Origin of the sequence: Mesorhizobium sp. B2-1-8 (assembly GCF_006442545.2) — a bacterium.
Classification (GTDB): Bacteria; Pseudomonadota; Alphaproteobacteria; order Rhizobiales; family Rhizobiaceae; genus Mesorhizobium.
The window spans coordinates 5,962,409-5,976,880 of the sequence record NZ_CP083952.1; the positions used below are offsets into that span (position 1 = coordinate 5,962,409).

Genomic DNA, 14,472 nt, shown 5'->3' on the forward strand with positions numbered 1-14,472 from the left:
TCTGGGCTGGCGAGTTCACGCCCCACTCTAGTGCGGTCGCGCTAGAGCTGCATCTTATGGAAATCCATGTATTGGGGTGTGGCCGCTATAGAGGGCCGCAGTGCGCTGAGAGCTTCGGGATTGTGTCCATCCTCATCCACGATGAAGACATATGATCCGCCATCGTCACGGCGTCGCTTTCGCTTTTATGGGCAAGGTGAAGATGAATGTCGCTCCATGCGGCTCGTTCTTCTCCGCCCACAACCGCCCGCCATGAGACTCGACAATTGAACGGCAGACCGCCAACCCCATGCCCATACCGTGCTCTTTGGTCGTGAAGAACGGCTCGAATATCTTGTCGGGGAATTCTACGCCTCGACCGAGGTCGCTGATTTCAGTCTGAACCTCGTTCCCCATTCGGCGCACGCGTATCTCAAGAACCCTGTCGCCCGCAACGGAGCCCATAGCATCCATGCCGTTGCGGATGAGATTGATCAGAACCTGCTGAACCTGGACATGATCGAGCGCGACAGGCGGCAGCTCGCCCTCGACATCAACCTTCATGCGAACGCGACGGCGCGTGGCTTCCTCGGCCATCAGGTCACGCGCTTCGGCAATGACGCTGGGGATCGGTGTGCTGGTTCTCATTTCAAGGGATGGTCTGAACAGAGCGCGGATGCGGCTGACAACATCCGCCGCCGAGTTGGCGTCCCGGATGATGCGCTCGGCCGTGGTCTTCGCACGAACGAGGTTAGGGGGTTCAGCGGCCAGCCAACGGTAGCAGGCGTGTGAGTTGGCCACGATCGCCGCCAGTGGCTGGTTCACCTCATGCGCGATAGACGCCGAAAGCTCAGCAAGGCTTGCCGCCTGGCTTGCCCGTGCAAGACGCTCTTGCGCCAGACGCAGCTCTTCCTGCGTCCGAACCTCACTATCGATGTCCAGGCAGATGACATTCCACTGTATAATGGCGCCCTCGGCGTTGCGCATCGGCGCAGCGCGCGTGTCGACCCAGAGATATTCGCCATCGAAACGCCGCAGACGGTGCTTGCGCGAGTATGGCTCGCCGGTGGACAATGAATGGGCGTACTGCTCCTTCACCCCCGCGACGTCATCGGGATGAACGCCGGCGTCGAGTGTGCCGACCAACCGGGATTTTCCCGCACCGTCTAATTCTTCAAGGTTGTATCCGAGGAATTCGCGGAGCTGCTGGCTGCGATAGATCGGCTCGCCATCCGGCGCGGCGCAATCGATCAATGCGGGCAGCGTTTCAACAAGTTGCCAGAGGAATCGTTCTCTCTCACGCAATGCCTCCTCGACATGCACCTGGTCGTCAACGTCGTGCGAGAGGCCGTACCACTGGAGGATACGTCCGTCCTCGTGCCGCAGCGGCTCCGCGCGGCCTTCCATCCAACGATAGGCGCCGTCCGCACGACGCAAACGATACTTCATCGAGAAGCGCTCGCCGGTAGCGAAGCTTCGATTGAGCGCTTCTCCCAGCCGGGCCGTATCGTCGGGATGAACGAGGGCTGCTATGGCAGCCGCCAGCCCGCTCCTTCCCTGCTTGTCGTAATCTCCTACATTCAGGCCGAAGAACTCGATCATGCGCTTGCTGAAGAAAACCGGTTCGCCTTCGGGAGACAGGCGCCAGAGGAGGCTCGGAACCAAATTGACAAGCTGCGAGAGTTCCCTTTCCCGCTCGCGCAATGCTTCCTGCGCGCGCACCTCTTCGTCGATGTCGAGTGTGACCGCGTACCATTGCACAATTGCTCCACTCTGATCACGCAGAGGCTCCGCGCGGCCCTCCACCCAGCGATACACGCCATCCGCACGCCGAAGGCGATACTTCATGGAGAAACGCTCGCCGGTGAGGAGCGAGTGGCTGTAGGTTTCACCCAGGCTGGCTGCGTCATCGGGATGAATGACGGTGGCCAGGGCGGCGGCCAGGCGACTCATGCCTGGCTTGTGTGCATCCGCCACATCAAGACCCAGAAAATCTATCAGGCGCTTGTTGTAGAAGGTCGGCTCGCCATCGGCTGTCGAACGTGAGATAGCGACCGGGACAACGTCGACGAGCTGCGACAACTCTCGCTCGCGTTCACGCAATGCCTCCTGCGCGCGCATCTCATCGTCGATGTCGATGGAAATTGCGAACCATTGCACGATCGTTCCGCCTTGATCCCGCAGCGGTTCCCCGCGACCGTCAACCCACCGGTACGCGCCGTCGGCGCGACGCATACGATACTTCATCGAATAGGGGTCGCCTGTAGCGAGGGAGTGGCGGACGGTATCGAGCAGACGGGCCTTGTCTTCAGGGTGGACGAGAGTCTGAATGGCTGCCGACAGCCGGCTCATGTTCGCCTTATCCAATTGCGCTACGTCGTCCAGACCGAAAAAGTCCAGCAAGCGCTTGTTGAAGAAGGTCGGCTCGCCTTCGGGCGTCAGACGCCTGATCTGGACCGGGACCATGTCTACGAGTTGCGAGAGCTCACGCTCCCGGTCGCGTAATGCCTGCTGCGCGCGCACCTCATCGTCGATATCGAGAGAGACCCCGTACCATTGCACAATCGAACCATCTTGATCACGCCGGGGCTCCACCCTGCACTCCGCCCAGCGATAAGCGCCATCCTTCTCAAGCCAACGAAACCGCATCGCGGAGCCGCCGCCGGTTTCGAAAGAATTCCGCAACGTTCGCTGCACCTCGAGAGCATCTTCGGGATGAATCAGCTCTTGCAGCAATTCTTCGATGCTCGGCTCCTCAAGCGCTTCGAAATTCGGGATGACGGAGCGAAAATGGTCTTGGTATCGCTTGTTGAAGTAGACTGGCCCACCCGCAGGGGTTGCGCTCCAGACGCGGACCGGCACGGCGTCGATCATTTCTTGAAGCTGCCGCTCGCTCCGCCGCAGCGCTTCTTCGGCGTACATCTGATCGTCTATGTCATGGCAGAGGCCGTACCACTGGACGATGCGTCCGCCATCATCGTGCATGGGCTCCGCGCGGCTCGACATCCAGCGGTAGACGCCGTCGGCGCGGCGCAGGCGGTATCGCATCGCAAAGCTCTCGCCGGTGGCGAGACAGCGGTATAGGGCGTCCCTAAACTCCGCTGCGTCGTCCGGATGGACGGTCTCTATGACCGCCTCCAGTCGGCCCATGCCGGGCTTGTTCGTATCCACTATGTCCATACCGAGGAAATCGACCATCCGCTTGTTGAAGAAGGTCGGCTCGCCGTCCGGCGTCAGACGCCAAACGTGGCTCGGAACCATGTCGACAAGGTGCGAGAGCTCCCCTTCCCGGTCGCGCAATGCCTCCACGCTTTGACGCAATGTGAGCAACGCCAGTTGATGCTGCCGGGATATGGCGGCCACGATCAGCGCTGAAAATGCCGAGATGGCCAGAAAAAGCTGAAGCATGATCTGATTATGCTTCTGGGACTCGACATCGCCGGCAAATTGGCTGGCACCGGAGATTGTGAATACCGCCGTGATGACAGCGAGGAGGGCCAGGGCGACGGCAGCGCCTCTAAACTCAAAGCGCACCGCCGCCCAAAGAAGTGGCGGCATGATGATGTAGGCGAACGGCAGGTAACCGCTCAAGGAAAGCGTGGCAACGCCGAGAAAGATCACCCCCAGGATGCAAGCTTCTATCCATCGCGCTACCGACAGTTGGATCTTACCGCGCCAGTTCTGGAGCACGACCAGCGCCAGTGGCGCTATGATCAGGACCCCGGTGGCATCTCCAATCCACCAGAGAGGCCAGGCCGCCGCGAAGGTTTGCGATTGCATGCCAAACCACGCAAGCGTCGCGCTCCCAACCGTCGCGCTTATGACCGGCGCAACTCCGGCACCCAGCGCGACGAATGCGAGAACCTCCTGCAAGGTTTCCAGCCGAACGGGTCGCCGCAAGGTCCGGTTCACGAGCCACGCGCCGGCCATCGCTTCAAGAGCATTACCGGTATAGATCAGGAAGGCCGCAGGCAGCGGGCTGTGGAACCACAAGAAATTGCTGAACAGTTCGGCCAGGCAGGCAGCCAGTATCCACCATGACCAGCTATGCCTGGAGGCGAGGACAAGAGTAGCGATGAAAAGCCCGCTCGGAGGCCAAATGGCAATACCTGTTCCAGGGACGATTGCGAGCGACTGAGCGAATCCGCAGCCCAGAACATAGGCCGCAACAAAAAGCCCCAGGTGCAAGAACTGGGGGCGGTGCGACCTCACGCATGTCATCGGCTGCTCCTACCGGACAAAAACTGGACCGTCGATGCTTCGTATAGCACTACTTCTGGACATCTCGCTGGCGAAGTCACCTTAAGATGTGCTGGCGAACCCGGTGCCTCCACTCTAAGTCCACCATGCCCCAGCGCACCCCATGGAAATCCATGTATTGACGGACGAATGGCCGGCGGCCCCCTCGCGGAAAGCTGGAACCAAGCCGGGGCGCTCGTGCGCGCGAGACGATCGCCGCCTCGGCGCGCATGGAGCGACGTGCACATCAACGAGGCGGCGCCACTCACCGCCGAGAAATGATTGCCGGACATGTAGGACGCTCGCCTTAGACAGAGTGATTTAGCAGTCGTTCGACATACTCCAGTGGAGGAAGCTTCAACGTTAAAGAACCGTCATTCCCCCATCGACACGCAGGTTGACGCCCGTAATGAAGCTGCTCGCGTCCGATGCCAGAAACAGCGCAGCCTGTGCCAGCTCCTCCGGAAGGCCCATTCGGCCGAGGGGTATCGCGTCCGCCATCGCTTTTTCGAAGATACCGCGCTGCTCGCCGGGTATGCCCAACTTGGCGAGGATTTCCGTATCCACAGGCCCAGGGCTCAGCACGTTGACGCGGACGCGGCGAGATTTCAGCTCAATTGCCCAGCTTCGAGCGAAGGCAGTAAGGGCCGCCTTGGAGCCGGCATAGACGGCATGCCCGTCGAGTACCTTTTCACTGGCAATCGACCCAGTGAGAATGATTGTGCCGCCATCCCGGATGATCGGGGCGAGCTTCTGAACGCCGAAGAACGTACCGCGCGTGTTGACGGCGAATTGTGCATCATACTCCGCTTCGGAAACTTCGGCCGAATGCGTGATGGTGTTGATCCCTGCGTTCGCCATGTAGATGTCGAGCGCTCCGAACTTCTGAAGGATTTCCTTTGCGACGAGATCATGATGGGCGAGATCGGCAACGTCTCCCTGTATACCCACAGCCCCTGACCCGATCTGCTCCACCGCCCGGTCGATCGCCTGCTGGCGGCGGCCGGTGATGACGACCTGGGCGCCTTCAGCGGCGAATGTCTTTGCGACGGACAGTCCGATTCCGCTGTTTCCGCCGGTGACCAAGGCGATTTTGCCCGTGAGAGTACCCATGTTGTTTTCATGCTCCTGTTTCGGAAAAGGGATGTCGGCTGAGGCCGTCACTTGCCGGCAGCTTTCACTATGGTGACGGCGAACGTGGTGGATTTACCTGGCAAAGCCCGGTGGTCATGGCTACGTCCCCTCCAGAGCGGTTTGGTTGCTGCCCGGAGCGGCTTGGCGGCCGAGCAATTGCTTTGCGAGAATGACACAGGGCGCTGCGACCGCGAACAGCAGGACAAGCGCGAAGAAAGCTTCGTCGAACGAGATTGTGGCGACCTGCTTCTCAAGGGTGCGCTGCAATACCGAGAGCGTGGCCTTCGTTGCGGAGGCGCTGTCGATGCCGTTCGACGCAAGAACATTCGCAATGGCCCGCAAGCGCTGATCCACGGCCGGGTCGCCACGGACGAGATGGGCAGACAACATCGTCCGGTTATGTGCATTCTGGTGATCAATATACGTTTGCAAGAGGGCCGTACCGATCAGACCGCCTGCCTGCTTGCCGAAGTTGAACAGCCCAATGCCGAACGGCAGCGCGTCGGCGGCAAGTCCCTGCAGTGTAATCAGCGTCAATGCCACGAACAGAAGGCCCAGGCCGCCACCTCGCAAAAGTAGAGGAAGGGTCAGGTCCGGTGATCCGCTGCCGCTCGTCGAACCGGACAGGAGCCACATCGCTCCTGCGAAGAGCAGAATGCCAAATGGAACAAGCATGATCGGACGGATCCCGGTCTTTTCGATGGCGAGCCCGGACAACAGAAGTGCCAGCGCGAGCACCATTCCGCTGGGCAGCAGAAGCACTCCCGCGCCCGTAGCGGTAAAGTCGAGGACGTTGAGGGCGAAAGCCGGAATGAGATAGGCGCTGCCCGAAAGGGCAAGACCCGCTACGAGGCTGACGAGAAGGCCAAAACAGAAGTCGGGATTGCCAAATGGCGAGATGGCCAGCAGTGAGCCTTCTGAACGCAAACAGGTTTCCCAGATAGCCAAAAGACCGACCGTCGCCACTCCGATCGTTGCAAGGACAGTGATGTCCGGGTCGTCGAACCAGTTGAACCTGCTGCCCTGCAGCAGGACGTAAGTCAAAAGCGCGGCACCGATCCCGAGCAAGAATATCTCCGGGACAGGAAGCCTGATTTCCCGCCAGTAGGTCCGATCGCCGTCCGTGGCCAAAAGGGCAAGGGAGGTGATGCCGAGCGGAATGTTGCTCAGGAATATCCAGTCCCAAGAGAGATGGTCGACGAGCCAGCCCTGCAGAGCCGGCGTTATGGCAGCCGGAGCCATGACGGCGCCTACGGCAAAAACGGCTTGAACGATCGGCTGTTGGCGATGCGGGAAGCGAGAGAACAGCAACGTCTGACCCGCGACCAGAATTGTGCCGCCAGCCAGCCCTTGGACAAGACGGCAGATGCAAATCCAGGTGAGGTCGACCGAGAAAGTCATGGCGGCGGATGCCAGCAACAGGGTGACAGCCCCTGCGCGCAGGCAGGCGGTCGGCTTGGCTGCCTTGACAAAAAGCGGAGCCACAAGGAAGGCAGTCAGCTTCGCAGCGATGAAAACAATGTCGACCATCGCCAGTTCATCCGGCGTTGCGTAGGTATCGCCCAGCATGTCGATCCTGCCGATGGATAGAGCCGTGCTTGCGACCGCATCCATGAGGGCGGCCAATACGACGCCGGTCGCCATCAACCAAGCGCGCAGCGGCGCGTCGAGACGGTCCTGCACGACCCCTTTTTCAGCGAGGTTTGTCACTGTACCGAGCGTCCGTTGGCGGTTTCGCCAGTCCGCGTTTCGAGCGCCACGGCCTCGGCATTCCCGCCGACAGCGACGGCAACGCGGGCCGAGAGCCCCGGAACAAGGCGGCCGGGCAACGGATTGCGCGTCATCCTGATCTTGACCGGCACGCGCTGGACAACGCGGATGAAGTTTCCGGTGGCATTGTCCGGCGGCAGCAGGCTGAATGCCGCGCCGCTGCCGGGGGCGAAACTATCAACAACACCGTCGATTTCGAGATCTGGGTATTGATCGATCTTCACGCGGACCCGTTGGCCGATCCTAACCTGGCTCAGTTGCGTTTCCTTGAAATTGGCGACTATCCAGACGTCGTTGACGGGAACAATGTCCAGCGCAGCCGTCCCCGGGGTGACATAGCGACCGACACGGATCTGGCGATTGCCGACAATCCCGTCGACCGGAGCCTTCACAACGGTATTGGCTAGGTCAAGAACAGCCAGGTCGAGCGCGGCCTGCGCTTGTGACAAGGCTGCTTGCGCGCCGGTCAACTGTGCGTCCAGGACGCCGAGCTTCAGTCTTTGAGCCAACAGATTGGCCTCTGCCCCGTCCAGGGATGCCCGCGCCTTGTCGTGGGCAGTTTGCGTATCCTGAAGCTTCTGGTCGCTTGCGGTCCCGTTCTTCTGGAGTGTGACGTAGCGGTCCAGGTTGGCGCGCGCGAACTGCAGGTCGGCTGCGGCCGACTGCTTCTGCGCCTCAGCCTGCGCGATCAAAGCGTCCTGCAATTTCCGAGTTGCCTCGATGTTCGCGATTTCCGCCTCCCGGGCGGCGACGTTGGCCCTCGCCTGATGCGCCTTGGCCTTGTAGTCGCTATCGTCGATGCGAAACAGGACAGTGCCCCTCGAAACGCCGGCGTTGTCATCTACATCAACTTCGACAACATAGCCCGCGAGCTTGGGAGCAATGCTGGTGATGTCTCCGCGGAGATAAGCGTTGTCAGTTGTTTGTTCGAAACGGCCCCTCACGAACCACTGCCAGCCCCACGTACCTCCCAAGGACATCACCACCGCGGCAACGATGGCGATCGCGATCTTGCGAGTTATGCTCATGATTGCCTCGCCCACAAATCGACCCGCTCGCTATTGACGAGAATTCCCGCGATATGGTCGCTGGGGCTGTGAGCGTTTGGAGGTTGGTGCGGCGTCACCATGGTGTCTCCGTCGAACTGGGATCCGCTACAATGATGATGGTTGTTTAGATCTCCCCGCCATCACGCGGACTGGTATCCCAGCGCTCACTGATCGGTAGGTCTTGCCAAACTTTGGCATAGGTTGGTTAGTCAGAAAGAAAATGCCCATAGGGACTTCAATGCCGTTTGGCTCAGCCGCGGCCTACAGATTCGATCGAAACCTGATGCACCTGAATGGGGCGGAAGTCTTCAAGGACGAGCCGGGCTTCGATTATCACCGAAATATCCTGAAAACTCGGCCACCGGGTGCACGTGGAACCGTTGTATGCCAAGACAGATTGGCGCCCCATGTTCTCGGTCACCCGCGGGGCGCAATCCTTCGAAACAGAAACGCCGCATCTGCGAACTTGTGGGCCATCCGCCGCGCCGACCTTAATCCGAGTAAGAACGCCTCACCCTGAAAACGCCAAGTCTGCCACGCCCGGCACTTCGGTAGCGCCACATTTCACGCATGACTGCCACGATATTCAGAAGACAAAGTCGCAGAGCTTGGCCCGAGTACCCAGCGTCGAAATAATCCGTGTTGATGATATCGATGCCGATCTTCGGGGACACGGCCTCAACTTCGTGACCCTCTCGTCGCAGCTTCTTGACCGTCCTCGACCTGATATGACGGGTGCCACCAATGACCACAATTTTCATGTTGAACTTCCCGTGATTTTTCGAGTTTGAGTTTTGTCGTACGTCTCGTGCAGCCCTCGGATATTCATTTTAAGTGGGTCCGCTGCTGGATAACTCCGTCGTGAGACCGTCGCAGCTCAACAATTCCGTTGTGGCTTCCTCCACGGCCCGAACTTCATCGGTCGCGACGGCATGCGCTGGCAAGGTTCCGGCGACAGTAAGAGACGCGCCGAGCATCATGGTCTCGTGACAACTTCGCATCGTCTTTGCCATATGGCCGCAGTTGGCAAAGACACGAAATACGATGGCGTGGCCGCCGAAAACCATTAAACCGGGGTATCTCCAAGGTGATGCGAAGGTGTATGGCACACCGCGAGACCGCTGCCCGCGGCAAGTGGCGATCGAGGGTTCCGACGCCGAAAGTAGCGCCGATCGACCACCCACGAAATCGGCAGCAGGCCAATCCGGCCAGACGCTTTGCCGAGGCGCCCGAAATAGCTTTGCGGAGTTTCCAATGGAGACGAGCAGTTTAGACGGCCGCTTACCTCTGATGGGCTGATCGAGGCCCGCTCCGAGACGTGTTCAACCATGTGAGGTCACAGTTTCGAACCAACGAGGCGGTGGAGTGGGGCGCGTTGCTTCGACATTAGGCCAGTCATTCGTCCCGCCAGATCACACACTTCGCCCATCGGATCGAAACCGCACAGACACGCCGCGAACGTTCGGTTAGCAGACGATTTCTACAACAGCGCTGTATTGGCGGTAGCCCTCTCCCGCTACTATCATCAACCACACTGTCCTTTCTACAGGCCAAATCGACCGCTTCTGCTACCGCCTTCACGAAAGTATTTTAACGTCACCGATTATCGGCTTCTATCGCCTTCAGTGTTCACGATGGAGGTACAGGGCATGAGCCGCGCAGAACCACTGCCAATCAGACAAACCACTCGCAGGCAGCGCCTGCGCGAGATCGTGCCGCTAGCGGACAGCACAATCTACGAAATGGAACAGCGGGGGGAATTTCCCCGACGCTTCGCTTTGACCCCAAGATGCGTGGTTTGGGATTTGGGCGAGGTTCAGGCATGGCTTGCGGCCCGTCGCTCAAAGCCAGTTCTCCGTGCTCCCGGCCCCGACGTGAAACAACGTCGAGCTCGCCCGGTCAGAGAGCAGGATCGGGAGCCAGGATCGGCATCGACGGCGGGATGAGCGTTGGCACGTACTTCTTTCCATCGACCCAAGCGTCCAAGATGTCCGACCACTCCTGCATCATGTGCCTTCGCTGTACCTCATACTCGGCTTTGTTATAGACGCCACGCGACGAGCGCCCGTCCTCATGTGCCAGACACTTCTCTATCCAATCGCTGCTGAAGCCGAGTTCGTTCAGCAAAGTCGAACCTGTCCGCCGCAGATCGTGCACCGTAAACGGTTCCAGGGGCAAACCTTCCGCCTTTGCCCGTTCGACAACTGCGTAGGTTACCCGGTTGAAGGTGGCACGCGACATCGGGGCATCTGCATCCTACCGCGACGGCAGAAGGTATCTTGAATTTCCTGCACAGGTCTTCAGGGCAATCATGATGTCAAGCACTTGGCGTGATAGGTAGACGTTATGCGCCTTGGACCGCTTCATTCGTTCCTTCTGGATCGTCCAGACCGCATTCTCGAAATCGACCTCATCCCAGACAGCGTCTTGTAGTTCGCTCTTCCGCACCATGGTGAGCAGATAAAGCCGCATTCCCAATCGGATTGTGGGAAGCGTGGCGATGTGCTCGAGCTGCTTCAGCATCACGCGAATCTCGGAGGGCGAAAGTGAGCGGTCCTTTGGCACGAAGGTGGCAATCGATGCCGGCCCGACGTCGTCCGCTGGGTTGGCAACTTTTTCACCATGCAAGATCGCGAAGGCGTAGATCTGCTTGAGAATGTCTCGTACGTGGATGGCCGTTGCCGGAGCGCCGCGCTCAACGATCTTGCCGCATTGGGTTCTTAGATCGTCTGGCGTAATCTCCGTCAGGAGACGATTGCGCCAGACAGGCAGCAGATCCCGTTCGAAGATCGATCGCCGCATGGCCCGCGTGCTGTCGGCCATCGGCGCGCCGGCCAGCCACTTCTCGCCGAATTCGCCAAAACTCTTGGCTTCCTTCAGACGGCGCTTCTCGCGCTGCTTCTCGATCGCTGGCGATCGTCCTTCGCCGATGGCGCGCCTCGCGTCGATGCACTTCTCCCGAGCTCGGGCGAGTGAGATCCCGTCCCGTCCGTACCCTCCCAGATAGACGGTCTCTCGGCGGCCGTTGAGCCTGTAATCCAGGCGGAACGAAATTGCGCCACTTGGCATGACGCGAACATACATCCCGTCGCGGTCCGCAACTTTGTAAATTTTGTCTTTGGGTTTCAGTGCCTTGAGGGCAGCATCCGTCAACATCCGTATTGTCTCTTGAAAAGTACCGTCAGCGCAATTTCAAGGGCTCGTGGTGGCGATTACCTTTTACTTTCAATCCGTTAAAGCAAAAAAAGTACCGTCACGAGCCTGATTGGCCGTGACGGTACTTTGAAAAACTTGTCCGAGCAATATGCCGAAGGTCCGTCAGGCAGGCCGCCAAAGCCAAACTCTGCGTGCCGATAGTCACCGATTGTCTTGGAAAGGATTTATTTTTGTATTCACTGGCTTGCGTCGTAGCTTGGCGTAGATTCGGCGGCGTTTGCGTAGGCCTGAATCATTCCCACTCGATCGTCCCAGGCGGCTTCGAGGTGACATCATAAACCACGCGGTTGATGCCGCGCACTTCGTTGATGATGCGCGTGGCGGCGGCACCCAGGAAGGCCATGTCGTAGTGGTAGAAATCAGCCGTCATGCCGTCGACCGAAGTGACGGCGCGCAGCGCACAAACGAATTCGTAGGTGCGGCCGTCGCCCATGACGCCGACGGTCTGCACCGGCAACAGCACTGCAAAGGCCTGCCAGATCGCGTCATAGAGGCCGGCCTTGCGGATCTCGTCGAGATAGATGGCGTCGGCCTCGCGCAGGATCTCCAGCTTTTCGCGCGTTATGCCGCCAGGACAGCGGATGGCGAGGCCAGGACCTGGGAAGGGATGGCGTCCGATGAAGCTTTCGGGCAGGCCGAGTTCCTTGCCGAGCGCCCTCACCTCGTCCTTGAACAGTTCGCGCAGCGGCTCGACGAGTTGCATGTTCATGCGCTCGGGCAGACCGCCGACATTGTGGTGCGACTTGATCGTCACCGACGGGCCGCCGGTGAAGGAGACGCTCTCGATGACGTCGGGATAGAGCGTGCCTTGTGCCAGGAAATCGGCGCCGCCGAGCTTCTTCGCCTCGTCCTCGAACACTTCGATGAACAACCGGCCGATGGTCTTGCGCTTCTTTTCCGGATCCGACTCGCCCTCGAGCGCGGAGATGAATTTTTCCGACGCATCGACAAGGATCAGCGGCAGATTGTAGTGCTGGCGGAACATCGCCACCACACCGGCGGCCTCGTCCTTGCGCATCAGGCCATGGTCGACGAGAATGCAGGTGAGTTGGTCGCCGATCGCCTCATGGATCAGAAGGGCGGCGACCGAGGAATCCACGCCGCCCGACAGCGCACAGATGACCTTGCCCTTGCCGACCTGCTTGCGGATCGCCTCGACCGCGTGTTCGCGGTAGGCGCGCATCGTCCAGTCGCCTTCGATGCCGGCGATGTTGTGAACGAAATTCCGGAGCAGCCGGGCGCCGTCGGGTGTGTGCACCACCTCCGGGTGGAACATGATGCCGTACATCCTGCGCTCGACATTGCCGAAGATGGCGAAGGGCGAGCTTTCCGATTTGCCGAACACCTCGAAGCCGGGCGGCAGGGCGATGACGCGATCGCCATGGCTCATCCACACCTGATGGCGCTGGCCGGTGGCCCACAGGCCCTCGAACAGCGGGCTGTCCTTTTCGATCTCGACAAAGGCGCGGCCGAATTCGCGATGGTTGGAACTTTCGGCGACGCCGCCCATCTGCACGCACATGGCCATCTGGCCGTAGCAGATGCCCAGCACCGGCACACCGGCGTCGAAGACGATCTGTGGCGCGCGCGGGCTGCCGATATCAGATGTCGAGGCGGGGCCGCCGGACAGGATCACCGCTTTCGGATTGATGCGCTTGAACGCCGCCTCGGCCGACTGGAACGGCACGATCTCGGAAAACACGCCGGCCTCGCGGATGCGGCGGGCGATGAGCTGGGTAAACTGGCTGCCGAAATCGACAATCAGGACGGTGTCGGTGTGATTGGCTGTCGTCATGGCGAGCCTTTAGAGAAAGAAACGAGTCGGCGCAATGGGTTGCGTCGCCTGACTTTCAGAGAGGTATCGCCTCGTCACGGGGTGATTCCGGCCGGAGCAAGCCCGAACCGATCGCCCGTTCGAGGCGCATGACGGCGTCGGCCAGCTTTTCGTCGATGACGTGCAGATACTCGGTCCAGTCGCCGACGTGCCTGAGATCGGCCGCGCCGTCGGAGATGCCGCGCAGCCCGATGATCGGAATGTCGAAAAGCTGACAGGCGCGCAAGCAGGCGAAGGTCTCCATGTCGACCATGTCGGCCTCAATCGTGTCGTAGGCCGCGCCGGTGATGATGGCGCCGCCGGTCGACAGCGTCGCCTCCTTGATTTCGGAAATGCGCAACGGCAGCGGCACAGTCACCGGCAGGTCGAGAAACGGCGTCGCGCCTTTTTCGAAGCCCAGCGGCGATGCATCGATGTCACGATAACTCACCGAGATGGCCTGGTAGATTTCTGCCTGCTCGAGGGTCCGGCTGCCGGCCGAGCCGAGCGATACGACGAGGTCCGGCAATGCCTTCTCGGATTTCAACCAGGAGAGCTCGGCGCCCAGCCGTACGCCGGCTTCGACCGGGCCGACGCCCGTCATCAGCGGGGTGAACAGCCGCTGCAGATGCGGGCCGTATTCGGCCTGCGCCGCCATGACGAAGAGGACATCCTTGCCGCCAATGCGCACGATGTTGCTCATCGGATCATCCTGCTATGCCGTCGCGACCAACCACCGTCATCATCGTCCCGGTCATGGTGGCGATCAGCTTGGCCTCGCCGTCGGCGGCGAAGGCATAGGCCTGGCCGTCGGCAACGATGATGGTGCGGCCGGGTTTGGTCACCGAACCGCGGAACAGAAAGCGCTCGCCGCGGCCCGGCGCCAGAAGGTTGACCTTGAACTCGATGGTCAGCACGCCGGAATTCTCCGGCATGAGCGAGAACGCCGCATAGCCGCAAGCCGAGTCCAGCGCCGTCGAAATGACGCCTGCATGCAGGAAGCCATGCTGCTGGGTCAGCGCCGCTGAATAGGGCATCTCGATCTCGATGATGCCGGGCGTCACCAATGTCAGTTCGGCGCCGATCGTCGCCATCGCCTGCTGGCGCGCGAAGGACGCCCTGACGCGATCCTCATAGTCCGGAGCCGGTACGATCTTCGCTGCCATCGCCGTTGCCTTCGTTTGTCTGGCAAAGCTTATTGCAGAGGGATCGGTGGCAGGCAATCTCAATTGCTGCACTGCAACAATCGGTCTCGTAGGCCGTCGCCGTCCG

The 14,472-nt window shown here is 60.3% G+C and carries 9 protein-coding genes and 1 pseudogene; 2 read left to right on the forward strand and 8 right to left on the reverse strand.

The window, feature by feature from the left end; all coding sequences use genetic code 11:
* Window positions 1-165: 165 nt before the first annotated feature.
* From FJ970_RS29280 to FJ970_RS29295, 4 genes are all read right to left on the reverse strand, one after another.
* Window positions 166-4,200: a PAS domain-containing protein gene (locus FJ970_RS29280; RefSeq protein WP_140756697.1), complete on the reverse strand. Its 4,035-nt coding sequence runs from the start codon at window positions 4,198-4,200 to the stop codon at window positions 166-168.
* A 381-nt stretch (window positions 4,201-4,581) separates the two neighbouring features.
* Complete coding sequence (locus FJ970_RS29285) at window positions 4,582-5,331, reverse strand: SDR family NAD(P)-dependent oxidoreductase (protein ID WP_140756695.1); 750 nt, start codon at window positions 5,329-5,331, stop codon at window positions 4,582-4,584.
* 120 nt (window positions 5,332-5,451) lie between these two features.
* Complete coding sequence (locus FJ970_RS29290; RefSeq protein WP_227791957.1) at window positions 5,452-7,062, reverse strand: MFS transporter; 1,611 nt, start codon at window positions 7,060-7,062, stop codon at window positions 5,452-5,454.
* On the reverse strand, window positions 7,059-8,150 hold the full coding sequence (locus tag FJ970_RS29295) for an HlyD family secretion protein (RefSeq protein WP_140756693.1): 1,092 nt from the start codon (window positions 8,148-8,150) through the stop codon (window positions 7,059-7,061). The genes FJ970_RS29290 and FJ970_RS29295 overlap by 4 nt, the downstream gene beginning before the upstream one ends.
* A gap of 428 nt (window positions 8,151-8,578) precedes the next feature.
* On the opposite strand from FJ970_RS29295, the gene FJ970_RS33975 reads away from it, so the two are divergent.
* Both FJ970_RS33975 and FJ970_RS29305 read left to right on the forward strand, forming a co-directional pair.
* On the forward strand, window positions 8,579-8,962 hold the full coding sequence (locus tag FJ970_RS33975; protein WP_227791958.1) for a hypothetical protein: 384 nt from the start codon (window positions 8,579-8,581) through the stop codon (window positions 8,960-8,962).
* A gap of 858 nt (window positions 8,963-9,820) precedes the next feature.
* Window positions 9,821-10,117, forward strand: coding sequence for a helix-turn-helix transcriptional regulator (locus FJ970_RS29305; protein WP_140756691.1), 297 nt, complete (start codon window positions 9,821-9,823; stop codon window positions 10,115-10,117).
* Here the strand turns inward: FJ970_RS29305 and FJ970_RS29310 are convergent.
* The 4 genes and pseudogenes from FJ970_RS29310 to FJ970_RS29325 all read right to left on the reverse strand — a co-directional run bounded on the left by FJ970_RS29310 (window position 10,071) and on the right by FJ970_RS29325 (window position 14,366).
* A pseudogene (locus FJ970_RS29310) lies at window positions 10,071-11,327 on the reverse strand (tyrosine-type recombinase/integrase). The gene FJ970_RS29305 and the pseudogene FJ970_RS29310 overlap by 47 nt on opposite strands.
* A 292-nt stretch (window positions 11,328-11,619) precedes the next feature.
* A complete protein-coding gene (guaA, locus tag FJ970_RS29315) occupies window positions 11,620-13,182 on the reverse strand; it encodes a glutamine-hydrolyzing GMP synthase (RefSeq protein WP_140756689.1) in 1,563 nt (520 codons plus the stop codon).
* Window positions 13,183-13,237: 55 nt separating this feature from the next.
* Entirely contained in the window at window positions 13,238-13,903 is a 666-nt protein-coding gene (locus FJ970_RS29320; protein WP_140756687.1) for a 5'-methylthioadenosine/S-adenosylhomocysteine nucleosidase, read from the reverse strand.
* Window positions 13,904-13,907: 4 nt separating this feature from the next.
* Entirely contained in the window at window positions 13,908-14,366 is a 459-nt protein-coding gene (locus FJ970_RS29325; protein WP_023686843.1) for a PaaI family thioesterase, read from the reverse strand.
* Window positions 14,367-14,472: the final 106 nt, after the last annotated feature.

Coding starts and splice junctions, on each gene's coding strand:
- FJ970_RS29280 (WP_140756697.1), bottom strand. CDS start 4,200: ATGACATGCGTGAGGTCGCACCGCCCCCAGTTCTTGCACCTGGGGCTT.
- FJ970_RS29285 (WP_140756695.1), bottom strand. CDS start 5,331: ATGGGTACTCTCACGGGCAAAATCGCCTTGGTCACCGGCGGAAACAGC.
- FJ970_RS29295 (WP_140756693.1), bottom strand. CDS start 8,150: ATGAGCATAACTCGCAAGATCGCGATCGCCATCGTTGCCGCGGTGGTG.
- FJ970_RS33975 (WP_227791958.1), top strand. CDS start 8,579: ATGTTCTCGGTCACCCGCGGGGCGCAATCCTTCGAAACAGAAACGCCG.
- FJ970_RS29305 (WP_140756691.1), top strand. CDS start 9,821: ATGAGCCGCGCAGAACCACTGCCAATCAGACAAACCACTCGCAGGCAG.
- guaA (WP_140756689.1), bottom strand. CDS start 13,182: ATGACGACAGCCAATCACACCGACACCGTCCTGATTGTCGATTTCGGC.
- FJ970_RS29320 (WP_140756687.1), bottom strand. CDS start 13,903: ATGAGCAACATCGTGCGCATTGGCGGCAAGGATGTCCTCTTCGTCATG.
- FJ970_RS29325 (WP_023686843.1), bottom strand. CDS start 14,366: ATGGCAGCGAAGATCGTACCGGCTCCGGACTATGAGGATCGCGTCAGG.